Genomic DNA, 24,300 nt, shown 5'->3' on the forward strand with positions numbered 1-24,300 from the left:
CGGACCGGCAAAGGCGCCACGAATGGACGACTCGCGCCACACGAGACCCGGCGGAGGGATGACAGCCGCCTCCGGCTCGCAGAACGCGGTCCGGCTCGCGGGATTCGCCGGTTCTGACGAGCCGAACGTGATCCCGCGAGCCGAACGTGCCCCCGAGAGCCGGAGGCGCCGGACCTCAGCCGATCGTCTTGACGGCGCCGGCGACCGTCACCGTGGTGTACCCGGCCTTGGTGCCGGTGACCTTCACGGTGACGACCTTGCCCTTGTCGGCGGCGACCGGCGTGTACGACGCGGCCGTCGCTCCGCTGATCGCGGTGCCCGCGCGGAACCACTGGTACGTCAGCGCCACCGGCGCCGGCCCCCACGTGCCGGGAGCGGCGGTCAGCTTCGAGCCGACCTTCGCGGTGCCCGAGATCGTCGGCGTGGGCGCGGTGAGCGTGCCCTTGGCGATGGTCTTCGCGGCGCTCGCCTTCACGACCGAGGTGTAGCCGGTCTTCGAGCCCGTCACCGTCACCGAGATCGAGGCTCCCGCGTCGCCCGCGACCGGCGTGTAGGTGGACGCGGTCGCTCCCGAGATCGCGGTCGTGCCGCGCTTCCACTGGTAGGCGTAGGTCACGGCGGCGGGGCCCCACGCTCCCGGCACCGCCGTCAGCGTCTTCCCGACCGCGGCCGTGCCGGTGATCGTCGGAGTCGCGCTCGTCAGAGTGCCGACCGCGATGGTCTCGGTCGTACCCTTCGACTTGGTCGCGGGCGAGTAGCCGGGCTTGGTCGAGGTGACCGAGACGGTGATCGTCGCGCCGGCGTCCGAACCGGTGAGCACGTAGGTCGGCTTCGTCGCGCCGACGATGTACGCGCCGCTGTTGCGCTTCCACTGGTAGGTGAGCGTCGTCCCCGCATCCCAGGTCCCCGGGTTCGCGGTGAGGGTCGAGCCGACCTTCAGCGTTCCCGTGATCGTGGGAGTGGGCATCAGCGTCTGAAGTGCGGGCGTGACCGTCGAGGCCGCACTGGTCCTGGCGACCGGGGCGAAGCCCGACTTCGACCCCGTGACCGCGACCGTGAGGCTCGTGCTCGCATCGGCGGCGACGAGCGTGTAGCTCGCGGCGGTCGCCCCGGCGATCGCGACGCCGCCGCGCTTCCACTGGTAGGCGAGCGCCACCGGCGCGGGCGCCCAGGTGCCGGCGCTCGCGGTGACGGTCCTGCCGACCTGCACGGTGCCCGTGATCGTCGGAGTCGGGCCGGTGATCGCGGTCGTCGATGCGGTCGTGACCGTCGCCGTGGCCGCACTCGTCCTGGTCGCGGTCGCGTATCCGGGCTTCGTGCTGGTGACCGTCACGGTCAGCGTGGCGCCGGCGTCGGTCGAGGTGAGGACGTAGGTTCCGGCGGTGGCCCCGGCGATGGCTGTGCTGCCGTTCCTCTTCCACTGGTAGGCGAGGGTCGTGCCCGCGTCCCAGGTGCCCGGATTCGCGGTCAGCGTGGAGCCGACGGAGGTGGTGCCCGAGACGGTCGGGGTGGGCGCGAGGGTCTGGGCAGGAGCGGGGACCGTCACGGGGGCGCTCTCCCGCTGGACGTATCCGTAGCCGGCCCTGCTCCCCGAGACGATCGCCGTGATGGAGGCCCCGCGGTCCGCGGTCACCAGCGTGTAGGTCGGGCCGGAGGCGATGTACTCGCCGTTGCGCTCCCACGAGTAGTTGAGATCGTCCGGCGCGGGGCTCCACGTGCCCGGCTGTGCGGTGAGAGTCCCGCCGACGACCACGGATCCCGTGATGGTCGGTACCGGTGCCGAGGTGAACTGGAGGTAGGGCACGGAGATCGGCGCGCTGTCGACGGTGCGGTCGGCGTACCCGCTCTTCTTCCCGGTGACCGAGACGGAGACGATGCCGCCGGCCTGATCCGTGGACGGGGAGTAGGTCCGGGCCGTAGCGCCGGAGATCGGGTACCCGTTGCTGTCCTTCCACTGGTAGGTCAGCGCGACGGGCGAGGGGCCCCAGGTTCCGGGGTTCGCCGTCAGGGTCTTGCCGACGCCTGCTTCGCCGGTGATGGTCGGTGTCGATGCGGTGAGTGTCCCGACGTTGGAGACCTTGAGGACGTGGTCGCCTCCACCCCAGCCATCGCCGCCGACCTGGATGAAGTACGTGGCGCCGGCAGTGGCGGTGAAGGTCATCTTGGCGTTCGCCGGGACGAAGGGGTCTCCGCCGAACTGCATGCTCGGTCCGATGGGGCTGCATCCGATCGGGCTGGTCGGCGCGAATCCGTCCGATTCCCAGACGACGGCGACAGTGTCGTTGTAGCTGTCACGCAGGTCGACGAGCACGGAGCCGGACTTCGAGGCCGTGAATCGGTGCCACACAGTGCCCATGAGAACGCTGTCACCGCCGTCGCAGCTGTAGGAGGGCTCTACCCAGTTCGAGTCGACCTTGTTAGTCGAGCTGGAGACGGTTGCGGGGAGGGACGGAATCACGACGGCATCTGCGGGGGTCGTCCCGACGACAGGAGCGCTCGCCGCGATGCGGAGCTCCACCCTCTGGTCGTCGGTCACGGGCGAACCGTAGAAGTCGCCGACCTGGAAGTAGTAGGTCTTCCCCGCCTCCGCCTGGACGTAGTTCTCGCTGCGGTACTCCGTGTCGGTGCAACTGATCCTGGAGAGGTCGGCGATCGGCGCCGACTCATAGCTGATGACGTTGGTGGAGTGGCCAGCGATCTCTCCGGTGAAGGTCAACGTCTGACGAGCCGTGGAGGTGTAGGAGAACCAGACCGAGCTGACGACGTCGGTGAAGTACTCGCTGTTGTCGGGATCGGTGGTGCGGCACTGACCGGGCTCGCCGGACTCCAGAGTCGCTCCCGCATACGGCGCACTCGACGTGAAGAAGGGCAGAGTCGTGATCTTCGTCGCATCGGCGAGGTTGTCGTTCGCGGGCGGAGTCACTGCAGCACGAGTCTCAGGAGCGACCGCTTGCCTGCGCGCACCGGACGACGGATCGGGAGCACCGGGGCCGGAGTGGGCAACTCCCCTGTCGGAGATCGGATGGGCCGTGCCGGCACTGGCCGCGCCCGTCGGGACGAGGGCCGCGCCGAGAGCCAGGGTGGCCGTCAGGGCGAGGGCGAGCAGGCGCGAGCGCATAGGGGACTCCGTGGGACGAAGGGCAGAGAGGCGCCGTCCGTCTCGAGAACGTCGACTTTGGCGCGTCCCTCATCGTGGTCACATACCCAGAACTTTCCAAGGTCCAGTTCGGGGGTGGAGTGTGTCCGAGTTCCGATGACGTGGTAAGAGCAGATCGCCGGGCCTTCTCTCGACCGAACCAGTTCTCGCCGAGACACCGCGCAGACAGCGGTGTCTCGCGGAGAACTGGTTCCCTCGGCGAGGGGGCCCGCCTACCGCAGCGGCAGCCGCGCTGCGAGCCGCGCGCCGCCCAGCGCGGCCGACGGGAGCAGCTCGAGCGAGCCTCCGTAGACCGCGAACTGCCGCGACAGGCGCTCGAGGCCCGACCAGCGCGCGTCGGGGGCGATACCGCGGCCGTCGTCCTCGAGGCCGAGCACGACGTCGTCCACCTCGACCGCCAGCTGCAGCCGCACGGCTCGCGCGCCGCCGTGCTTCAACGCGTTGGTGAGCGCCTCCTCGACCACGCGCACGAGCAGCACCCGCTGATCGACGGGGATGCTCCGCGCCTCGAGCTCGGGATAGCCGTGGTCGACGTCGAGGTCGACGGCGATCTCGGGCGGGAGGCGCGCGAAGAGGTCGCGGACGGCGGGGACGAGCCCGTGCTCGATGTCGACCGGGTGGAGCGCGTTGCCGGCGGCCCGCACCTCGTTCTCGCGCAGCTCGTCGAGGCGCACGGCGACCGCGGCGAGGCGCGCGGGATCGCCGAGTGCCGTGGCGGCCCGCAGCTCGGCGACGAGCACGACGAGCGTGCCCTGGAGCGCGCCGTGCAGGCGCTGGGCGATGTCGCGGCGCACGCGCAGCTCCTCCTGCTGCAGCGCCTGGACGGCGTCGACCGCCTGCAGCACGACGCGGGCGTGCGCGCGCTCCTTCTCGCGGACGCGGCGCGCGGCCCGCACGAGCAGGAAGCCGAACGCCGTGATCATCGCGAGGACGACCGCGCCGACGACCAGCTCGACGAGCAGCACGTGCACGGCCGTCACCGAGTACACGCCGGTCAGCACCTGCAGCAGGCAGCGCACGGCGGCGACGCCCACCGAGATCACCGCGGTCCACAGCACCCGCCCCCGCTTCCGGAACCGCTCGGGGCGCACGACGGCGAGCAGCGCGATCGCCAGACCGAAGGAGGAGCCGTTCACGATCACCCGCACGACCACATCGATGACCGGCCCGCCCTCGACCCCGCGGACGGCCTCGGACAGCATCCCGAGCGCGATGACGGCCTGCAGTGCGGCGAGGACCGAGAGCACGCCGCCGAGCAGCGCGACGACGCCGAGGAGGATCCGGGAGTCCTCCGAGGCGTCGGCGGGCGTCGTCATCCGGTGTGCTCGAGGAACTGGAGGGTCGCCTCGACCCGCGGGTTGCGGGCGCCGTCGGAGCGCACGCCGAGCGCCGCGTACAGCGCGTTCACGTGGTTGTCGACCGAGCGGACGGCGATGCCGAGCTGCTCCGCGATCGCCGCGTTGGTGAGGCCCGAGGCGAGACCGGTCAGCACCTCGTACTGCCGGCGGCTGAGGGTGGCGACGGGCGAGTTGCGGCGTGCGGTCCGTGCGGCGACGAGCGCCGGATCGAGGACGGTGCGGCCGTCGGCGGTCGCCCGGATCGCCGTGAGCAGCGCGGCCGCGGAGAGCGAGGACGTCTTCGAGAGGTAGCTCCAGCCCCGCGCCTCCGACCGGTCGAGCCGCAGGAAGCGGTGCATCGCGTCGACCGCCGAGAGCAGCACGATCGCGAGCTCGGGCGAGGAGGCGCGCAGCTCGCGCCCCAGCTCGATCCCGTCGCCGTCGCCCAGCTCGATGTCGATGATCGCGACGTCGAGCTCGGCCGGACGCAGCCGCTCGCGCGCCTCGGCCATCGACGAGGCCTCGATCACGCTGCGCACCCCCGGCACCGACCGCAGCAGTGTCGTCAGCATCTGCCGATAGAGAGGCTGGTCGTCGACGACGGCCAGCCTCAGATCTTTAACGCCCCCCATTGATGTCACACGCACATCTTCGCCCATTGTCGGATAACGGCGGTGTCACGGCGATCGGGAGGTCACATCGGCGCGAGCGCCCCCGTCAGCGCGAGCCCGACGACGGCCGCGGCGAGCGCCGCAGCCCACATCCCGAGGCCGTAGCCCAGGCCCGCCGCCCACCGTCCCGCGAGCAGCATCCGCGCCGCGTCGACGCTCGCGGTGCTGAAGGTCGTGAAGCCGCCCAGGAGCCCCGTGCCCAGCACCGCCCGCCACTCGGCGTCGACCGCCCCCGAGAGCGCGAGGCCGGTGACGACTCCGAGCAGCAGCGAGCCGGCGACGTTGATGATCGCCGTGCCGACCGGCCAGCGCACCGGGATCAGCGACCGCGCGACGCCGTCGACGACGAGGCGGGCCGCGGCGCCCACTCCCCCGGCGAGCGCGACGGCGACGAGCAGGGCGAGGCCGGTCATGCGGCGGCTCGCCTGCGGCGCGCGGCGACCGCGATGCCCAGCACCGCTGCGGCCGTCCCGATCACGAGTGTCACGGCGGCGTAGAGCGCCGACTCGGCGAAGCGCCCGTCCTCGAGCAGCCCGACGGTGTCGAGCGAGAAGGTGCTGTAGGTGGTGAATCCGCCGAGCACCCCCGTGCCGAGCAGCAGGCGGACCATCCGCCAGCCGCCGTCGTCGGGCCCGCGGCGGGCCAGCGACTCGAGCAGCAGGCCCAGGAGGAAGGCGCCGCTGAGGTTGACCGCGATCGTGGCGACGGGCAGGTCGCCGAGCGGCGGCAGGAGGAGGGCGACGCCGTAGCGACCGGCGGTCCCGACCACTCCTCCCGCGGCGACGACGAGTATCGCGCCCGGCCGCAGGTGCAGCGGTGTCACTCCGCCAGATCCCACGGCGCCCGCCGCGGCGAGTCGCGCAGTGGCACGACCATGACCGGGCGGTGCTGCCGGTGCGCGAGGTGCACCGCGACGCTGCCGCTCAAGAACTCGGCGATGCTCGCCAGCACACCGGAGTCGCGGGTGCCGACCACGATCATCCGCGCGTCGGTCTCCTCGGCGACGGCGCTGAGCGCCAGCGCGGGCTCGCCCTCGGCGACCCGGAGCGTCCACGGCACGTCGATGCCGGCGAGCGCCGCCTCGACCGCCTCACGGAGCGACGGAGCGACCTTCGGCCCGCCGCCCTCGCGCGGGACCAGCCCGATCGGGATCCCGCCGGTCATCGGATCGACGTACTCGCCCACCAGATACGGATCGGGCGCCACCGTGAGCAGCAGCAGGGGCGCACCGAGCCCGGCGGCGAAGCGCGCGGCGGTGCTGACGACCTCGGGGCGCTGGCCGTCGACGACGCCGACGAGCACGGGTCCGGAGGGGAGCGGATCGGTCATGGCGTGTCCTTCCCGGAGGCGTTCATCCTCCCATCGGCGCCCGCCGCTGTCTCGGAGTCGGCTGACCGATTCCTCCGTGACCGTTTCGTGATCTTCAGGCCCCGAGCTAGACTCGCTCCTCGCCGGGCCCGATCCGGCAGTCCCCAGCCCCGATCCCGAGGAGAGCGCACGCGTGTCGAGCCCAGACATTCCGGTCCCAGCGGAGTGTCACGACACCTCCTCCCCCGCCGCGGCGGCCCCGCTCACCCGGCGGGAGGCCCGCGCCGCCGAGGCCCGAGTCGCTGAGGCCCGTGCCGCCGAGACCCGTGCCGCCGCACCCCGCCCGGTCGCCGCTCCGACGCAGCGCATCACCGCCCCGGCGCCCACCCGCTCGCACGGGCTGAGCCGCCGCACCCTCGGCTTCGCCACCTTCTCGGTCGTCGGCGGGCTCTTCGCGACCGCCGCGATCCCCGCCTACGGAGCGCGCAGCACGACCGGCACCGCCGCGACCGGCACCGCCCGCGTCGACCTGCAGAACCTCACCGTCTCGTCGGAGGCGGCCGGCCAGACCGCTGTGCGCGACGCCTTCGCCGCCCCGACCCAGGCGCAGCTCGACGAGGCCAGCCGGCAGGCGGCCGTGCTGTCCAGCTCCGACGGCGGCGCGTTCTCGACCGTGCAGACCCGCGCCGTCGGCGACGACTACCCGTGGCCCTACGAGACCATCGACGACGACGGCGGCGGACTCTCGCCGCTCGGCTACTACTACCGCGAGTGCGTCGACTTCGTCGCCTGGCGCCTCAACCGCGACGCCGGCGCCGCCTCCGCGCCTTGGAAGTACACCTGGGGGAACATCACTCCGCTCGGCGGCAGCGCCTACGAGTGGCCCGACAACTGGGCCGCCAAGGGCTGGGCGACCAGCGCCGTGCCGATCGTCGGCTGCGTCGCCTGGTGGACGTACAACCACGTCTCGTACGTGCAGAAGGTGAACGACGACGGCACCGTGCTCCTCGAGGAGTACAACTACGGCGGCAAGCACAGCTACGTGACCCGCACGTTCCCGACGGCGCAGGTGCCGCTGTTCCTGTACCCGCCCGCGATCTAGACGGCCGGCGCGCCGTGACCGATGCGGGTGCACCGCCGCGTGCCTCCCGGAGGCGGGGCATCGTCGTCGGCCTGGCGGTCGCCGTCGCGGTCGTCGGAGTCGCGGACGTCGGCCTCGTCGCCCTGGACCCCTTCGCCACGCGCGCCCCCTCGCACGAGATCTCGCTCACGAACGACACCGCCGCGACGATCAGCTGGTCGTGCTCCTGGTCCGAGATCGAGCTGAGCCCCGGCGCCACGGCGCCGATCCGGGTCCTCGACCACCCCGATCAGGACTTCGGCTGCGTGACCGGACCCGACATCGGCCAGGACGTGACGTGCGCGAACGCGCTGTCGGTCACGGCCGGCCGGCAGTTCACTGCGACGGAGTGGCTGCGCGCGTTCCGCTGCCCGTGACTCGCACGGTCGTCATGACGGAGTCGTGACGAGCGCGACGCTGACATAATGGCGTCGATGACCGAGACAGCGCTCGAGACGACCGACGGCTCCCCGCGGCCGGAGGAGCGCGTCCGCCGGTCGCGGACCGTGCTCGTCACCTTCCTCGGATCCATCGTCCGCCGACTGGGGAACTGGGTGCCGGTCGCCGGAGCCGTCGAGATGCTCGGCCACTCCGGTCTCGACGAGGCGGGCGTGCGCACGGCCATCTTCCGGCTGAAGCAGCGCGGCTGGCTCGTCGCCGAGACCCGGGCGAAGGTCAAGGGGTACGCCCTGACACCCCTCGCCCTGACCGCGCTGGCCGCCGGTGACGAGGTCATCTGGCACGCCAGACAGGCCGCGCTGCTCGACCAGGGCTGGTGCATCGTCCACTTCACGGTGGCGGAGTCCGAGCGCGCGCTCCGGCACAAGCTGCGCACCCACCTCACCGCGATCGGCTTCGGCAACGTCGGATCCGCAGTCTGGATCGCGCCGGCACGGATGCTCGACGCCGCCCGCAAGGCGATCGAGGAGCTCGAGATGGGCTCCCAGTCGCTGATCTTCGTCGGCGACTACGCCGGCGGCCAGGACATCGACCGGCTCCTGCGCAGCGGCTGGGATCTCGAGGGGATCGCCGAGCGGTACCGGGAGTTCATCGCGCTCTACTCCGAGCGTTCCCGACAGCTCGCCCGGTCCGACGGCCTCGACGGGCCGGAGGCGCTGCGGTGCTACCTCGCGGTCGTGGACGACTGGCGCCCGCTCCCCTTCTCGGACCCGGGACTGCCCGCGGAGGTGCTCGGAGACGACTGGCCGGGACCTGCCGCGGTGACGCTCTTCGAGACGCTCACCCTGCAGCTCGAGGGCCGCGCGCTGGCCCACGCGGCAGCGTTCTGGCCGAAGGCCTGAGCCCCCGCGCCCGTCAGCGGTCCCGGCGCAGCAGCGGCAGCACCTCGCGACCGAGGAGCTCGATGCCGGCGGCGTCGTCGAGCATCCCGTGCGGGGTCCCGAACTCGACCCGGTCGACACCCGCATCGATGAGCGCCTGCGCCTGCGCGGCGACCTGGACGGGCGTTCCCGAGAAGCAGAAGCGGTCGAGCAGCGCGTCGGGCACGAGCGCGCCGGCCCGCTCGTGATCGTCCTCGGAGAGGCGGGCACGGACCTCTTCGAGCAGCTCGGGCTCGATCGTCACTGTCGGATCCAGTTCGCCCACCGCATCGAGGTACATCGCCACCTCGCGGCGAGCGACCGCCCGCGCCGCCTCGCCGTCGCGATCGACGACGGTGACGGCGCCGAAGACGAGCCGGACGTCCTCCGCGTCCCTGCCCGCCCTGCGTGCTCCGACGGCGAGCCTCTCGCGCATCACGGGCACGAGGTCGGGGTTGGCGGTGCCCCCGATCTTGAGCTCGTCGGCGATCCGCCCCGCCAGGGCGACGCCGAGCGGCCCCCAGCTGCCCAGGAGCAGCGGCGGAGCGGCGCGCAGCACCGGGTAGCGGAGCCTCGTGCCGGCCTGGAGCGGGAAGAACTCGCCCTCGACCGCGTCGCCCGAGCCTCCGAGCAGCGCGTAGATCACGGCCACCGCCTCGCGCAGCTGAGCGACGGGCTTGGGCTGAGCGACGCCGATCGCTCCGAGCCACGTGCCCTTCACCAGGCCGAGGTACGCGCGGCCGTCGCTCGCGGCGTCGAGCAGCGCGACCTGCCCGGAGATCTCGTACGGGTGCAGGGTGAAAGGGTTCCACCCGGCCGCGCCGAGCCGCACCCGCTCGGTGGCCCGGGCCATCTCGAGCAGCGCGCCGATCGGCGGCTGGAAGAGTAGGTCGCTGAACACGCTGACGACATCGATGCCGTGCTGCTCGGCGAGGCGCGCGAGCTCGCCGTACCGGCCCGGCTCCTTGTCGGTCTGGATGCCGATGCCGATCTCGACCGGGAGTCTCACGTGAGATCCTCCGAGCGCATGCTTCGCAGCTCGCCGCGCTCGATCCGCATGATCAGCCGCTCCTCGGGGTCGGGGCAGGCCACCTCCGAGTCCTTCTCGAGCCAGTCCCCGGCCGGCAGCGGGCGCTGCTTGGCGGGGATCATCGGCAGGACCGCCTGGATCGCGTAGAGGCAGAAGTGACCGCTCGTGGTCGAGAGCCGGCTCGACTCCGTCACTCCGAACCGGTCGCCCACCCGCATGCCGCAGACGGAGCGGCCCTCGATCCGGTCGACGACCACGTCGATGTCGTAGAGCGCCATGTCGTCGGGCGAGCCCTGCCCGCCCGCGTCCGACATGGCTCCGTTGGTGATGCCGCTCATCGGGTCTCCTCCGTCATCGGCGCGTCCGCCGCCCGGTCCTCGTCGGGGACATCGCACGCCACCGCGTGGTGGTGCACGATCCGCCAGCCGTCCTCCTCGCGGCGCAGCACATCGGTGATGCGCGTCGACTCCGGCTCGCCTCCCCCGGGCGGCACCACGACGAGGAGGTAGGCGGCGAGCGCGGTCGCGCCCCACACCTCGACGCGGCGCGGCTCCACGCGCAGCTCGGCGACGGCGGGCCGCTCGCCGGCACTCCGGGCGTCGCGGAACGCATCGAGCTCGGCGCGGGAGTACAGCCGCGGCAGGTGGCTCTCCCACGTGGTCGTGGAGTCGTGCAGGTGGCGGTCGAAGCGGGACCGGTCGTTCTCGAGGTAGCCGCGGTACATGTCGCGGAGACTCTCGAGCACCTCCTCCCGCTCGTCGACGTCAGCGGTGGTCACGGAGTAGCCCCCTCGTCGTCGCGCACGATGCGGCCGCCCTGCATCACCCAGTGGATGCCGCGCAGAGCGCTGATGTCGGCCAGCGGGTCGCCCGCGACGGCCACGAGATCGGCACGCTTGCCCACCGTGATGCTGCCCGCCTCGGCGTCGATGCCGAGCCAGGAGGCCGGGGTGATCGTGCCCGCTCGCAGGGTCGCTGCCGGTCCGAGGCCCTGCTCGCTCAGGTGCTCCATCTCGCGGACGATCGCGGTCGTGCCCTCGAAGTACCAGAACGGAGGCATGTCGCTGCCGACCATGATCGGCACGCCGGCCTCGATCGCCATGCGGAAGGACTCGAGGTGCCGGGGCCCTGCGGCGAGGGAGCGCGCCTGCATCCACGCGGGGACTCCGAGCTCGTCGAAGAATTCCTGGCAGCGGGTGACGACGAGGGTCGGCACGAGGTGCGTGCCCGCCTCGGCCATCGCCGCGGCCACCTCCGGGGTCAGCTCGTAGCCGTGCTCGACGCAGTCGAGGCCGAGCTCGACGGCGCGCGCGATCACCGCGGCGGGGCCGGCGTGCGCGGTGACCTTGCGGCCCCAGGCGTGCGCGGTGCCGATGACCGCCGCCATCTCGGCGTCGCTGAGCTGCGGGGTGTCGATGCTCTCGTGCTCGCCGGCGATGCCTCCCGAGATCATCACCTTGATCAGGTCGGCGCCGGCCTTGATCTGCGAGCGCACGCCGCGCGCGAAGCCGTCGGCGCCGTCGCACTCGAGGGTGTCGTCGTTCTCGTGCCCGTGGCCACCCGTGCACACGAGCGCCTGTCCGGCCGTCAGGATCCGCGGGCCCTGGGCCTCGCCCCGCTCGATCGCCCGTCGCAGCGCGAAGTCGGCGTGCCCGCGCTCGGCCACGCAGCGCACCGTGGTGATGCCGGCCAGCAGGGCCCGGCGCGCGCCGTCGGCCATGTAGAGGGCCGTCCCGGCGGCGTCCAGGCTCGCGATCGCGGCACCCCGCTCGCCCGGGAGGGCCAGCGAGAAGTGGGTGTGCATGTTGATGAGGCCCGGCAGCAGGCTCGCGCCCCCGAGCGAGCGCTCGGTCGCACCTCCGGCGGCCGCGCGCACCTCGTCGAGCGGCCCGACGGCGGCGATCACTCCGTCGCGCACCCAGACCGCACCCGGTACGGAGACTCCTGCGACGACGTCGACGACCCGCGCCTCGGTGAGCACGAGGCTCGACGGAGTGGCCGCGGTGCCGGCGACGAGACTGAGGCTCGCGGGGTCGGTCACGACTCGAACCCGTACACCGCTCGGGCGGCCTCGGCCGAGACGTAGCCCTCGGCGACGTCTCGGCGCACCGCCTCCGGATCGCGCTCGAGCGGATCGCCGTGGCCGCCGCCGCCCGCGCTCTCGATGCGGATGAGATCCCCGGCCTGCACGGGCACCCGCTTCGTGCTGACCGTCGCCTCGCGCTCGGTGCCGGGGAAGGTGGTGACGCGGTTGGGCTCCGGCTCCTGCCCGCCGTCGAGCGCCCAGGGCCGGGTCTTGGTCTTCTTGATCACGCTCAGCAGCTCACCGGGCGCCACGAAGCGGATGTCGCGGACGATGCCGTTGCCGCCGCGGAACCGCCCCGCGCCGCCCGAGTCGGTGCGGATCTCCATCCGCTCGAACCGCATGCCGCTGCGAGCCTCGAGCACCTCGAGCGGGGTGCTGCGGACGGTCGACTCCGAGAGGTGGATGGTGGCGTTCAGGCCGTCGTGTCCCGGGCTCGCGCCCCAGCCGACCGGGTCGTTGTTGCTGATCGCGTAGAACTCGCCGGTGTCGGGGTGGTCGCCGACCATCATGAAGCCGGGCACGTCTCCGCCCGAGCTCGCCGCGAGCAGGTCGGGCATGCCCTGCGCGAGGGCCTTGTAGATCAGCTCGAGCGCGACGATGCCGGTCCAGAGGGTGAAGGTCGGCGCCGGGTACACGGCGTGGAACAGGGTGCCGGGCTCGGCGAGCACGCGCAGCGGCACCGTGGTGCCCTCGTTGCTCGGAGCCTCCCTCGAGGTCAGGTTCTTCAGCACGACCTTGCCGAGCGCGATGGTGGCGCCGAAGGGCATGTTGACCGGACCCCTGGCGGCCGGGGCGGAGCCGGCGAAGTCGATCGTGAGCTCGCCGCCCTCGTTGGTCACGGTGACCCTCATCAGGAGCGGGTCGTCGCTGATGCCGTCGTCGTCGAGCAGGTCCTCGGCGCTCCAGGTGCCCTGCGGGAGGGCGAGGAGCGCCTCGCGGGTCGCCTCCTCGGCCTGGGCGCGCACGACGGCGACCGCGGCGTCGACGGTCGGCCGGCCGAACTTCTCGACGATCTCGATCAGGCGGCGCTCACCGGTCCTGATGCTCGACACCTGCGCGTGCAGATCGCCCAGGACGAGGTCGGGGAGGCGGGAGTTGAAGCGGATCAGCTCGAGGATGTCGTGCACCGGCTCGCCGCGACTCCACACCTTGGTGCCCGGGAAGAGCAGCCCCTCCTGGTGCACGTCGGTCGAGTCGAGGACGTAGCCCGGGTCCTTCGCGCCGAGGTCCATCCAGTGCGCACGCACGCAGACGTAGCCGATCAGCTGCTCGCCCCCGGGGAGGAACACCGGCGCGAAGAGCGTCGCGTCGTAGGCGTGCGCGGCGTTCCAGTAGGGGTAGTTGAGCAGGACGATGTCACCCTCGAACAGGTTCTCGCGGCCGACGTACTCGATCCCCTTGCGCAGCGAGTAGTCGTTGGCACCGAGGAAGAAGGTGAGCCCGGGAGCCTCGGCCACGAGCTCCGCGTCCTCGTCGTAGATCGAGATCCCGAAGTCGAAGACCTCGTAGATGACCGGGTTGAAGGCGGTGCGGATGAGCGTGGTGCGCATCTCGTCGGCCGCGGCCAGCAGATAGGAGCGCACGACCTCCACGGTCGCGCCGTTGAGCGTCTGGTCGGTCATGTCAGGCCTCCGTGGGGGTCGGGGTCGCGGGAGTGATGAGGAGGTAGCCGTGCTCCTCGACCCTCACCTGCTGTCCGCTGTGCACGACGGTCGTCGAGGTGCCCTCGTCGACCAGCGCCGGGCCGAGGAAGGCGTCGCCGGGTTCGAGCAGGCTCCGGTCGTAGACGGCGAAGCCGGTCATGGCGCGGGAGCCGAAGTCGTAGGCGGTGCGGTGCCTGACGAGGGCCCGGGAGGGGTCGCCGTCTCCGATCGCCGAGGTGCTCAGCTCGGGGCGGGCGGTGCGCCCGATCCCCCGCACCCGCGTGGTCAGGATCTGGACCTTGTTCTCCATCGCGTGCCCGTACTGGGCGCGGTGCTGGGCGTCGAACGCCGCGCGGATCGCCGGCGCGTCGAGGTCGTCGCCGACCGTGACGGCGAGGGTGTGCTCCTGGCCGAGGTAGCGCAGCTCGAGCTGCTGCTCGAGCACCGCGACCGATCGCGCGACGCCCTGCTCCTCGAGCGAGGCGAGCGCCGCCTCGCCGACCTCGGCGAGATCGGCGGCGAGACCCACGAGATCGGCGTCCTCGAGCACCTCCATCCGGGTGCGGGAGTGATCGGTGACGACGTCGGCGCTGAGCATGCCCCAGGCGCTGAAGCCGCTCGGCGCGAACGGGACGACGACCTCGCCGACGCCCATCTCGCGGGCGAGCAGCGGAGCGACCAGGGGACCGGCACCGCCGAAGGCGAGCAGCGAGAAGGTGCGGGGGTCGTGGCCGCGCTCGACCGTGATCTGGCGCACCGCCCCGACCGTCTTCGCGAGCATGACGTCGAAGATGCCCGCCGCGGCCTCCTCGACCGAGAGGCCGAGCGGCGCGGCGATCCTCTCGCGCACCGCCTCCCTCGCCTCGGCCTCGTGCAGGCGCATGGTGCCGGAGAGGAAGCTCTCGGGGTCGACGTAGCCGAGCACCACGGAGGCGTCCGTCACCGTCGGCTCGGTGCCCCCGCGCCCGTAGGCGACGGGCCCCGGCACGGCCGACGCGCTGCGCGGGCCGACCTGGAGCAGGCCGCGCTCGACGGCGGCGATCGAGCCCCCGCCCGCGCCGATGGTGCGGATGTCGTAGGTCGGGATGAGCAGGGGGAAGTGCTCGAGCTCGGCCTCGTGGGTGACGACCGCTGTTCCGCCCTCGATGACGCAGGCGTCGAGCGAGGTGCCGCCGATGTCGAAGGTCAGCATGTTCTGGCGGCCGAGGACCTCGGCCAGATGGCTCGCACCGACGATGCCTCCGGCGGGGCCGGAGAGGACGGTGGGGGTCGGCGACGCCTTCGCGCTCGCCGAGGTCATCGATCCGCCGCCGGAGCGCATGATCAGGAAGCGCGCGTCGAAGCCCCTCGCTGCGAGCCCCCGTTCGAGCTCGTCGACGTACCGCTCGAAGATCGGGCGGATGTAGGCCTCGAGCACCGTGGTCGAGGTGCGCTCGTACTCGCGGTACTCCTGGACGATGTCGGTCGAGACGCTCACCTTGAGGTCGGGATGCCACTCGCGCAGCAGCTCCGCGGCCCGTCGTTCGCTCTCGGGGTTCAGGTAGGAGTGGACGAAGCAGATCGCGATCGAGACGACCCCCTCGTCCTCGACGAGGTGACGCGCGATGCTGCGCAGGTCGTCCTCGTCGAGCGGAGTGACCACCTCGCCGCGGTGGTCGAGCCGGCCGACGACGCCCGCGGTGTGCCGGCGCTGCACCAGGCTCGGCGGTCGCTGGTACTGGAAGTCGTACATCCGGTCGTCCGGCACGTTGCCGCGGCCGAGGAGGAAGATGTCGCGGAGGCCGGCGTTGGTGATGATCCCGGTCGCGCTCCCCCGGCGCTCGAGGACGGCGTTCAGCCCGAGCGTGGTGCCGTGGATGAAGAGCTCTGCCTCGGCGAGGTCGGTGCCGAGTGCCTCGAGGGCGGCCAGCACGCCCTTCCAGGGCTCGGCCGGAGTGGTGGGCGCCTTGCGGAAGCGGACGGCGCCGGTGCGCTGGTCGAGCTCCATCGCGTCGACGAACGTGCCGCCGATGTCGACGGCGAGGCGGTAGGGGCGCTCGGTCACGAGTGTCCTCTCGAGGATCGGTTCTGGTCGGTGGTCAGCCGCACCCGGTATTCACTCCAGGTGTTCAACCACACTAAACATTTGTCTCCCACTAAACCCACCCCATGGCCTCGATTTAATCTGATCGTCTCAATCGACGGATCGGCTCAGCCGGGTTGGTCTGCTCGGTCGGACGCTCCTGCGGCACCTCGGCTCGGCTCCGCCAGCGCACCGGCGACCGCACGCCCGGCCCGCACGGCCGTCACGGCCCCGGCGAGCGTCGAGTTCGCGACGAGCGCCGTCGGCACCACCGCGTTGCCCGCGACGAGGAGCCCCTCGGTCCCCCACACCCGGCCGTCGGGATCGCAGACGCTCGTCCCGTCGTCCGCCGCTCCCATCCGCGCCGTGCCCGTGTAGTGCAGCGAAGCGCCGGCGTCGAGCAGGAGCGAGTCGCGCTCGGGGTCGAAGTCGCCCAGGCGGGCGCCCGCCACCGCCTGCGCCGCGCGGGCACGATCGATCATCTCGAGGTCGGCCGTGCTGTGGCCGAAGCGCACGGTCATCCTCGGCAGGCCGGCGATGTCGGTCTCGGTTGTCGAGAACTCGATGCGGTTCTCGGCGCGCACCTCGGTCGGCACGTAGAGCGCGAGGGTCACCGCGTACTGCGTCGGCTCACCCTCGCCCGGATCGACCGGAGCCTGCATGATCTGCCCCTGGAACGGCTGCGACGCCCCGCTGTGGGGCAGCCAGCTCGCCGAGGTGGCCCACTCGCCCTCGAGAGGACGCGGAGGGCTGCCCGCTCCGAGAGCCTCGATGTCGACCAGCACCCGACCGGCGAGGAAGGCGTGCTCGTTGAGGTACCGGCCGAGCGCCGCTCCGCCCGCACCCGAGGCCGCGAGGAGCTGCGGGGTGCGGAAGGTGTCGGCGCACACGACCACGATCCCCGTGCGGACGACGTCCTCCGCGCCGTTCGCGATCGAGCGCAGTGCCACTCCGACCACCCGGCCGTCCTCGAGGAGGATGCGGGTCGCGAGTGACGAGTGCCTCAGCTCGACGCCGGGATCACCGCCCTGCTCGATCGGAGCGAAGACCGCGCCCGGGCCCGTGCGGGCCAGCCGCCCCTCGGCGTCCGGGTTGATCGAGACGGGCATGGCCTGCGGGTGCCGCCCCTCGGCGCTGACCGGGCCGAAGACCTCGTCGAGCACCTCGAGCACGCGATCGCCCACGCGATCGAGCGGGTAGGGCCCCGGATGCACCCGGAGCAGCCGCTGCGCCTCGGCGAGGTCGGCGGACCACTCGGCGGCGGGGATCGCCTCCGGCACCTCGTCGCCGAACGGCGTCGGCGCGGCGGCGGCCCAGTGCACGCTCATCCCGCCCAGGTTCCAGGCGATCGAGGCGCCGGGCATCTCGGACGCGTCGTGCCCGAAGTCGTTCAGCGTCCGCAGGCCCGCCGGCACCGCGGCGAGATCGGCCGCCTCGCCGGCCGTCCGGGAGGCGCCGACGTACATGGCCTGATTGCCGGCGAAGGCGCGAGCGGCGAACCCGGCGCGCGCCTCGAGATCGGGGGTGTCGTGGAGGTGGTGCCCGTGGGCGCTGCCGAGCGGCGGGCCGGCGTCGATCAGGAGCAGTCGCGCTCCGGGGTGCGCAGCGCGCACGGTGGCCGCGACGACGGCGCCCATCAGCCCCGCGCCGACGATGACGACATCGGCGTCCTGCTCGGGTGTCATGCAGTCGGCTCCGCGGCGTCGAGAGCGGCTCTCGCCTGCCGGCGCTCCGCCTGACGGGCGGGGTGCGCGACCGGCGCCGACATCAGCAGGCGCCGAGTGTACGGATGCCGCGGCTCGCCGGTGACGACGGCTGCGGATCCGGTCTCGATCACCTCGCCGTGCAGCAGCACCATCACGCGGTGGCTGATGCGCCGCACCACGCTGAGGTCGTGCGAGACGAAGAGCAGGGCGGCCCCCGACTCCTGCTGGATCTCGACGAGCAGGTCGAGCACGGCCGCCTGCGTGCGCAGGTCGAGGCCCGAGACCGGCTCGTCGCAGACGATCAGACGGGGGTCGAGCGCGAGGGCGCGCGCGATGGCGACCCGCTGGCGCTGCCCGCCCGAGAACTCGCGCGGCACCCGGCCGAGCGAGTCGGAGGGCAGGTGCACGCGGTCGAGGAGCTCGGTCAGCCTGCGGCGCGCCTGCGCGGGCGAGACGCCCTGCGCGATCAGCGGCTCGGCGAGGATCTGCTCGACGGTGAGGGCCGGATTGAGCGAGCTGTACGGGTCCTGGAACACCACCTGGATGTCCTTGCTCAGCGCACGGCGCTCCCGCGGGGCGGCGTGCTGGATCTCGCGGCCGTCGAAGCGGATCGTGCCCGACTCGACCGGGGCGAGCCCCAGGATCGCCCGGCCGATCGTGGTCTTCCCGGATCCCGATTCACCGACGAGGCCCAGGGTCTCTCCGGCACGGATCGTGCAGCTCACGCCCTTCAGCGCGGCGAAGGAGCGGCGCCGCAGCGGCCCGCCCGAGCGGAACACGACGTGGAGGTCGTCGATCTCGAGCAGTGCGGTCACGATCGGGTCTCCTCGGTGCGCGGGGCGGCGGAGTGGCCGGGAGCAGCCTCCGCCGTCACGAGATCGGGGCGGGGCTCGACATCGTCGAGCGTCGCCGCCAGAAGCTCGCGGGTGTAGGGGTGCTGCGGCCGCGAGAAGAGGTCGTCGACGCTCGCCTCCTCGACGATGCGCCCCGCGTTCATCACCGCGACGCGGTCGCAGAGGTCGGCGACGACGCCGAAGTCGTGGGTGACGAGCAGCAGCGCCATGCGGCGCTCGCGCTGCAGCCGACGGAGGAGGTCGAGCACCTCGGCCTGCACCGTCACGTCGAGCGCCGTGGTCGGCTCGTCGGCGATGAGCACGTCGGGGTCGCCCGCGATCGCGCCGGCGATGAGGACGCGCTGGGCCATTCCTCCGGAGATCTGGTGCGCGTAGGAGCCCAGGATCCGCTCGGGCTCCCGGATGCCGACGCTCGCCAGCAGCTCGAGCGCTCGGGCCCTCGCCTCGGCGCGCCCCAGCCCGAGGCTTCCGCGCAGCGACTCGATCAGCTGCGAGCCGACCGTGCTGTACGGCGCGAGGTTGGCGATCGGCTCCTGGGGGACGTAGGCGATGACCGGTCCGCGGAGCGCAGCGATCTCGCGCTCGGGTGCGCCGACCAGCTCCTTCCCGTCGAGCCGGATGCTCCCTGCGAGCACCTGGCCCCCGGAGGGGAGAAGGCCGAGCACGGCGAACGAGGTCTGCGACTTGCCGCTGCCCGACTCGCCGACCAGCCCGAGCACCTCGCCGCGCCGCACCTCGAGATCGACGCCGTCGACCACGACGTTCTCGCCTCCCTGACCGTCGGGGTAGCCGACCCGCAGCCCGCGGACCGCGAGCACGACGTCGTCGGCGAGCGGCGGAGCGCCGGTCGGAGCCGGGGCGGCGACCGCCCGACGGCGCCGGGGGGCCGCCAGTCCGCGGTCCTCGAGCGCATCCCGGAGTCCGTTCGCGAGCACCCCGAGGCAGACGCAGGTGAGCCCGATGGCCACGGCGGGCGGGGCGATCAGCGCCGGCGAGGTGTAGATGGCGGCGAAGGCCTCGCTGATCTGCGAGCCCCAGGTGGGCACCTGCCGGTCGCCGATCCCGAGGAACTCGAGCCCGGACTGCGCCGCGATCGCCATCCCCGCGACCAGACCGGTCTGCACGATGATGGGCGCGCGCACGACGGCGAGCACGTGCCTCGAGAGGATGCGCCAGGAGCGCAGCCCCGAGACCTTGGCCGCGTCGACGTAGAGCTCGTTCCGCACCACCGAGACGGAGGAGCGCACGAGCCGGTAGAAGCTGGTCGACACGCAGATGCCGAAGACGAGCATCGTGATCCACACCGAGGGGCCGACGACGGCCCGCACCGAGAGCATCACGAGCACGGCGGGCAGCGAGAGCACCAGAGCGGTGAGGCCGTTGCCGACGGCCGCGTAGGGGCCACCGAAGTATCCGGCGAGGAGTCCGGCCGGAACGCCGATCGCCACCGCGGCCACGACCGCGATCGCGGCGGCGAGGAGGGTGACCCTGCCACCGATGAGCAGCCTCGAGAGCACGTCGCGGCCGGCGCGGTCGGTGCCCAGGAGGTGCTCCGCCGAGGGGCCCTGGTTGAGCGCCGTGACATCGGCGAACGCCGGGTCGTAGGGCGTGAGCCACGGTGCGAGCAGCGCCGCGACGACGATCAGCACCAGGAGCACGGAGGCGATCACCGCGAGGGGATTGCGCAGGAAACGGCGCAGGGCACCCTGGGTGCTCTGCGCGCGGACGGTCATCGGCACGACGCTCATGCGGTCCTCGCCCTCGGGTTGAGCCAGGCGACCACGAGGTCGATGGCGGTGTTGACGACGACGACGATGGCGACCGTCACGACGACGAGGCCTATGATCACGGGGATGTCGCCGCGCGGGACGTACTGCACGGCCATGGCGCCGACTCCCGGCAGCGCGAAGATGCTCTCGACGACGACCGCTCCGCCCAGCAGCCCCACGAACTCGAGGGCGAGGACGGTGAGCCCCGGCGCCGCGGCACCGCGCAGCACGTAGCGGAGCAGGATCTTCCACTCCGAGACTCCGCGGCTGCGCAGCGTGCGGACGTACTCCTTGCGCAGCTCCGCGCCGACGGCGCTCCTGACCTGCTGGGTCACGCTGGCGATCGTCGCCACGCTCAGGGCGATGATCGGGAGCGTGATGGTGCTGAGCCAGCCGCCGACCGACTCCGCGGGCGGGATGTAGCCCAGCGCGGGGAACCAGCCGAGCTGCACCCCGAAGACGGTCACCAGCACGAGCGCGACGAGGAACCCGGGGAGGCCGTAGCCGAGCACCGTCGCGACCTGGACGCCGCGGTCGATCCCACCGCGCCGGACGGCACCGAGGGTGCCGAGCACGAGGGCGACGATCGCGCTGACGAGGATGACGCCCGTCACGACGCTCAGCGTCACCGGCAGACGCGTCGAGAGGGAGCCGATGACCGACTCGCTGGTGAACCAGCTGCGCCCGAAGTCCCCGGTGAGCGCGGAGCCGAGCCAGTCGAGGTAGCGCAGCGGCAGGGGCTGGTCGAGCCCGAGCGCCACGACCCGCTGGGCCACCTGCTCCTGGGTCGCCGACTGCCCGAGGATGCTCCGCGCGATCGACTCGGGGCGCGCACCGAGCAGCACGAAGGCGACGGCGGTCGCCGCCAGCAGCAGCACGACGCCGGTGGCGATCCGCTTGAGGAGGAACCCGAGCATGGTGAGACTCCGAGACGTGGTGGACGGGTCGAGGGCGCCCGGCCTGCGGGCGCCCTCGAGTGCGGTCAGCTGACCGGCGCCCAGCTGTACAGCGTGGGGTTCGCCTCGCCGACCTGCGGGGTCGCCGTGACGGTGTCGTCGACGTAGAGCTGCTGGACGGCACGGTAGAAGGGGACGAACCAGGCCTCCTCGACGACGATCGTGTTGAGCTCCTGGGCGATCTCCGCCTGGCGCTCCTCACTGGCCGTGGGGTACTCGGCGACGAGGGCGTCCGACTCCGGAGTCGAGGCGCCGAACGGGTTCCAGTTGGCGTCGGAGGCGATGTAGTCGTTGATCAGGACCCAGTCCTCCCCCGCCGAGTACTGCATGAACGTCGAGGGGTACTCGCCCGCCGTGTAGGCGTTGAAGAGGTCGGCGATCGGCACGTCGACGTAGTTCACGGTGATGCCGACGTCGGCGAGCATCTGCTGGGTCAGCGTCAGCACGGTGTTGTCGAAGATCGAGACGACGGGCATGGTCAGCTCGAATCCGTCGGCGTAGCCGGCCTCGGCGAGCAGGGCGCGGGCCTTGTCCGGATCGAAGGAGTAGTAGTCCTCGTAGTCGTCGTTGAAGCCGAGCGTGCCCTTCGCCCAGATCTGGTCGGTGGCGGTGGCCTCTCCGAACATCGCCTGCTCGACGAGCAGGTCGCGGTCGATCGCGTAGTTCATCGCCTGGCGGACCCGCTCGTCTCCGAGGGCCGGAGCGTCGACGCCCTCGCGGTCGAAGATGTAGATGCCGTGGAAGTCGATCTCGCTCGGGATGTGGGTGAAGCCGGCCTCCGCGGCCTCCTGACCGCTCGAGGCGTTCGAGAGCAGTGCCCCGTTCACCTGACCCGAGAGCAGGGCGTTGATGCGTGCGGCGGTGTCCTGGATGGGCTGCAGCTCGACGGAGTCGAAGGGGAGGTCCTCACCCCAGTAGTCCTCGGTGCGGTCGAAGGTGTACTTCGAGCCGACCGTGGTCGCCGCCGCGTCGAGCACGTAGGGACCGGAGCCGACCGGGTCGGTGCCGATCGTGCCGGCCTCGATCGCGTCGAGGCTGCCGATGAATCCGGCGGAGTTGCTGAGGGAGTAGATGAGCGCGGGGTCGGGCCGGCTGAGGGTGAGGACCACGGTGGCGTCGTCGGGAGTCTCGACACTCGCGAGTGCCGCGAGCATGGTCGAGTCGCTGCCACCCTCGCCCGAGAAGCGCTCGAGGTTGCCGGCGACGACCTCGGAGTCGAGCGTGCTCCCGTCGGTGAACGTCACGTCGTCGCGGAGGGACATCGTGAGCACCGTCTTGGTGTCGTCATAGGTCCACTCGGTGGCGAGGCTCGGGACGTAGGTCCCGTCGGGCTCGGCGCGGATGAGGGTGTCGTAGACGGCCTGGTAGTAGTAGGCCGTTCCGGTGCCGGCCTGAGCCGGGTCCCACGAGGTGGGCTCCTCGGGCGAGGCGGCGAGGCTGAGGGTGAGGTCGTCGCCGGAGGAGGAGTCGCTGCTCCCGTCGGCGGAGCATCCTGCGAGCGCGAGTGCTGCGGCGATCGAAACCGCCACGACTGCCCTGGTGCGGTGCGGCTTCATGGTGTCTTTCCCATCGTTCTCGGGTGTGGAAGGTGCGTGGGACGGCGCTCGCGCGGTTCTGCGCCTCGGCGGGAGGGTCTTGCTGTTCTCTCTCCGCGACGCCTACTTTATGTAAGCGAAACGTTCTGTTTGTTTCGACGTCGTAAATTTCATGTCATCAAACACTTTCTGACTGAAACGCGAACGACGACACTTCCGTCCACCACATCTCCCGAGGGGCACCATGCGTCACCTGCAGCGGATCGCGCTGAATCCCATCCAGTGGGCGGCCACGCCGGACGGCTGGGTCGACGGTGCTCTGGCGCCCGACCTCGACGTCGTGCTCGCGAGCGTCGCCGGTGCCGGCTTCACGAGCGTGCACGTCGAATCGGGCCAGGCGGCGCTGGGACGCCCGTTCGTGGACCGTCTCGCCGGCCACGGGCTGACCGTCGGTCCCGGCATCGCCGGCAACCACTGGACCGACGACCCCGAGGTGCGTCGCGACCGCCTCGAGGCGGCGCGGCGCATCGGCGGCGATTACGCCGCGATCGGCGTCGACGTCGTGTTCCTCACCGCGAACATGCCCGCCGATCACCCCCGGGTGACCCATGCGGCGACCGGCCACCTCGCCGACGCCGCCCGGCTCGCCGACATGGTCGACATCCTGGGCGAGACCGCGGCGGCGCTGACCGCCGAGGGGGTCCGCCCGGCCCTCCACCCGCACGTCGGCTCGTGGGTCGAGACCGAGGAGGAGACCCGGGCCGTGCTCGACGGTGTACCGGCGGGCGTCCTCGGATTCGGTCCGGACATCGGCCACCTCGCCTGGGCCGGCGCCGATCCGGTCGCGCTCATCGGCGAGTACCGCGACCGCGTCGCCGGAGTGCACCTGAAGGACTACCGCGCCGCTGTCGCCGCCGACTCGCGCCGGGAGCACCGCTCCTACCGCGACGCCGTCCTGGCCGGACTGTGGGTCGAGCCCGGCGGCGGGGACGCCGATCTCGCGGCACTGGACGCGCTGCTGGGCGAGGACGAGTCGCTCTGGTGGGTCGTCGAGGTCGACCGCCCCGATGCGCCGACGCCCGCCGAGAGCATCCTGCTCTGCGGCGACTGGCTCGCGGCCAGCACCGCCCGCTGATCAGCGGTCAGAAGTGCCGCGGAGTGACGACCGAGACGACCACCGTCGTCTCGTCCCCGTCGTTGTAGAAGGTGTGCGGCACGTTCGAGCGCAGGTACAAGCTGTCGCCGGGGCCCAGCCGGTGCTCGCGGCCGGCGACCTCGTAGATGAGCTCGCCCCTGAGCACGTAGGCGAACTCCTCACCCGCGTGCGGCGACGCCGCCTCCTTCGCGCCGCCCGGCTCGATGTAGACGAGCATCGGCTCGAGGACGAGACCCGGTGACCTGGCCGAGAGGAGCTCGTAGTGCCGGCCGGTCGACTCCCGTCTGGCCGGCCGCTCGCCGGCGCGGCTGATCGTGAAGACCACCTCGTCGGGAGACACGGTCTCCTGGGTCGCCGCCGGAGTCTTCTCGCCGAAGAGCGCGGCCAGCGACACTCCGAGGGCGTCGGCGACGGAGTGCAGACTCGACAGCGCGATCGAGCTCAGCCCGCGCTCGACCTGCGACAGGAACCCGACCGACAGGCCGCTCCGGGAGGCGAGCTGGCGCAGCGACAACGACTGCTCGAGTCGGAGCGCCCGGATGCGCGGGCCCAGCGCGTCGTCGCGGAGCGCGAGCGGCGAGCTCATCGGCGC

General features: G+C 72.1%; 22 protein-coding genes. 4 read left to right on the plus strand and 18 right to left on the minus strand.

Translation table 11 applies throughout. The features are described 5' to 3' along the window. Positions 1–175: 175 nt before the first annotated feature. From ASG06_RS19825 to ASG06_RS04095, 6 genes are all read right to left on the minus strand, one after another. Entirely contained in the window at positions 176–2,923 is a 2,748-nt protein-coding gene (locus ASG06_RS19825) for a hypothetical protein (protein ID WP_156465852.1), read from the minus strand. 446 nt (positions 2,924–3,369) lie between these two features. After that, positions 3,370–4,473: a sensor histidine kinase gene (locus tag ASG06_RS04075; protein WP_056038869.1), complete on the minus strand. Its 1,104-nt coding sequence runs from the start codon at positions 4,471–4,473 to the stop codon at positions 3,370–3,372. Next, positions 4,470–5,153: a response regulator transcription factor gene (locus tag ASG06_RS04080; RefSeq protein ID WP_056038871.1), complete on the minus strand. Its 684-nt coding sequence runs from the start codon at positions 5,151–5,153 to the stop codon at positions 4,470–4,472. The genes ASG06_RS04075 and ASG06_RS04080 overlap by 4 nt, the downstream gene beginning before the upstream one ends. A 35-nt stretch (positions 5,154–5,188) precedes the next feature. Next, the gene (locus ASG06_RS04085; protein ID WP_056038874.1) at positions 5,189–5,578 is read right to left on the minus strand and encodes a fluoride efflux transporter FluC; all 390 of its coding nucleotides are present in this window, start codon (positions 5,576–5,578) and stop codon (positions 5,189–5,191) included. Further along, a complete protein-coding gene (crcB, locus tag ASG06_RS04090; protein ID WP_327205479.1) occupies positions 5,575–5,988 on the minus strand; it encodes a fluoride efflux transporter CrcB in 414 nt (137 codons plus the stop codon). Before crcB ends, ASG06_RS04085 begins: the two co-directional genes overlap by 4 nt. Next, a complete protein-coding gene (locus tag ASG06_RS04095; RefSeq protein WP_056038877.1) occupies positions 5,985–6,494 on the minus strand; it encodes a universal stress protein in 510 nt (169 codons plus the stop codon). The genes crcB and ASG06_RS04095 overlap by 4 nt, the downstream gene beginning before the upstream one ends. 172 nt (positions 6,495–6,666) lie before the next feature. Here ASG06_RS04095 and ASG06_RS04100 point away from each other — a divergent pair, with 172 nt between their 5' ends. From ASG06_RS04100 to ASG06_RS04110, 3 genes are read left to right on the plus strand one after another with little or no spacing between them, the layout of a single operon-like run. Further along, the gene (locus ASG06_RS04100) at positions 6,667–7,575 is read left to right on the plus strand and encodes a CHAP domain-containing protein (protein WP_056038880.1); all 909 of its coding nucleotides are present in this window, start codon (positions 6,667–6,669) and stop codon (positions 7,573–7,575) included. 14 nt (positions 7,576–7,589) lie between these two features. After that, positions 7,590–7,970 (plus strand): hypothetical protein, encoded by a 381-nt coding sequence (locus ASG06_RS04105; protein WP_056038883.1) that lies wholly within the window; start codon positions 7,590–7,592, stop codon positions 7,968–7,970. 57 nt (positions 7,971–8,027) lie between these two features. After that, positions 8,028–8,894, plus strand: coding sequence for a PaaX family transcriptional regulator (locus ASG06_RS04110; RefSeq protein WP_197409353.1), 867 nt, complete (start codon positions 8,028–8,030; stop codon positions 8,892–8,894). Between the two features lie 13 nt (positions 8,895–8,907). Here the strand turns inward: ASG06_RS04110 and ASG06_RS04115 are convergent, their stop codons facing one another. The 11 genes from ASG06_RS04115 to ASG06_RS04165 form a co-directional block, all read right to left on the minus strand. After that, positions 8,908–9,921: an LLM class flavin-dependent oxidoreductase gene (locus ASG06_RS04115; protein WP_056038885.1), complete on the minus strand. Its 1,014-nt coding sequence runs from the start codon at positions 9,919–9,921 to the stop codon at positions 8,908–8,910. Further along, positions 9,918–10,280 carry a TIGR04076 family protein gene (locus ASG06_RS04120; protein WP_231727603.1) on the minus strand — a complete coding sequence of 121 codons (363 nt, stop codon included), beginning with the start codon at positions 10,278–10,280 and terminating at the stop codon, positions 9,918–9,920. The genes ASG06_RS04115 and ASG06_RS04120 overlap by 4 nt, the downstream gene beginning before the upstream one ends. Continuing rightward, positions 10,277–10,720, minus strand: coding sequence for a YybH family protein (locus ASG06_RS04125; RefSeq protein WP_056038887.1), 444 nt, complete (start codon positions 10,718–10,720; stop codon positions 10,277–10,279). Before ASG06_RS04125 ends, ASG06_RS04120 begins: the two co-directional genes overlap by 4 nt. Further along, positions 10,717–11,982 (minus strand): amidohydrolase family protein, encoded by a 1,266-nt coding sequence (locus ASG06_RS04130; protein ID WP_231727604.1) that lies wholly within the window; start codon positions 11,980–11,982, stop codon positions 10,717–10,719. The genes ASG06_RS04125 and ASG06_RS04130 overlap by 4 nt, the downstream gene beginning before the upstream one ends. Continuing rightward, positions 11,979–13,649 carry a hydantoinase B/oxoprolinase family protein gene (locus ASG06_RS04135; RefSeq protein WP_056038889.1) on the minus strand — a complete coding sequence of 557 codons (1,671 nt, stop codon included), beginning with the start codon at positions 13,647–13,649 and terminating at the stop codon, positions 11,979–11,981. The genes ASG06_RS04130 and ASG06_RS04135 overlap by 4 nt, the downstream gene beginning before the upstream one ends. 1 nt (position 13,650) lies before the next feature. Beyond that, the gene (locus ASG06_RS04140) at positions 13,651–15,714 is read right to left on the minus strand and encodes a hydantoinase/oxoprolinase family protein (RefSeq protein WP_056038891.1); all 2,064 of its coding nucleotides are present in this window, start codon (positions 15,712–15,714) and stop codon (positions 13,651–13,653) included. 146 nt (positions 15,715–15,860) lie between these two features. Beyond that, complete coding sequence (locus ASG06_RS04145; protein ID WP_056038893.1) at positions 15,861–17,417, minus strand: GMC oxidoreductase; 1,557 nt, start codon at positions 17,415–17,417, stop codon at positions 15,861–15,863. Continuing rightward, the gene (locus tag ASG06_RS04150; RefSeq protein ID WP_056040457.1) at positions 17,414–18,256 is read right to left on the minus strand and encodes an ATP-binding cassette domain-containing protein; all 843 of its coding nucleotides are present in this window, start codon (positions 18,254–18,256) and stop codon (positions 17,414–17,416) included. Before ASG06_RS04150 ends, ASG06_RS04145 begins: the two co-directional genes overlap by 4 nt. Then, complete coding sequence (locus tag ASG06_RS04155; protein ID WP_082498920.1) at positions 18,250–20,040, minus strand: dipeptide/oligopeptide/nickel ABC transporter permease/ATP-binding protein; 1,791 nt, start codon at positions 20,038–20,040, stop codon at positions 18,250–18,252. The genes ASG06_RS04150 and ASG06_RS04155 overlap by 7 nt, the downstream gene beginning before the upstream one ends. Continuing rightward, entirely contained in the window at positions 20,037–20,978 is a 942-nt protein-coding gene (locus ASG06_RS04160) for an ABC transporter permease (protein WP_056038895.1), read from the minus strand. Before ASG06_RS04160 ends, ASG06_RS04155 begins: the two co-directional genes overlap by 4 nt. Positions 20,979–21,043: 65 nt before the next feature. Then, the gene (locus ASG06_RS04165) at positions 21,044–22,546 is read right to left on the minus strand and encodes an ABC transporter substrate-binding protein (RefSeq protein ID WP_162238996.1); all 1,503 of its coding nucleotides are present in this window, start codon (positions 22,544–22,546) and stop codon (positions 21,044–21,046) included. 250 nt (positions 22,547–22,796) lie between these two features. Between ASG06_RS04165 and ASG06_RS04170 the strand changes: the two genes are divergently transcribed. After that, entirely contained in the window at positions 22,797–23,687 is an 891-nt protein-coding gene (locus ASG06_RS04170; RefSeq protein WP_056038899.1) for a sugar phosphate isomerase/epimerase family protein, read from the plus strand. 7 nt (positions 23,688–23,694) lie between these two features. On the opposite strand, the gene ASG06_RS04175 is transcribed toward ASG06_RS04170, so the two are convergent. Next, positions 23,695–24,294 (minus strand): cupin domain-containing protein, encoded by a 600-nt coding sequence (locus ASG06_RS04175; RefSeq protein WP_056038900.1) that lies wholly within the window; start codon positions 24,292–24,294, stop codon positions 23,695–23,697. Positions 24,295–24,300: the final 6 nt, after the last annotated feature.

The organism is Rathayibacter sp. Leaf185, assembly GCF_001423885.1.
Taxonomy (GTDB): Bacteria; Actinomycetota; Actinomycetes; order Actinomycetales; family Microbacteriaceae; genus Rathayibacter.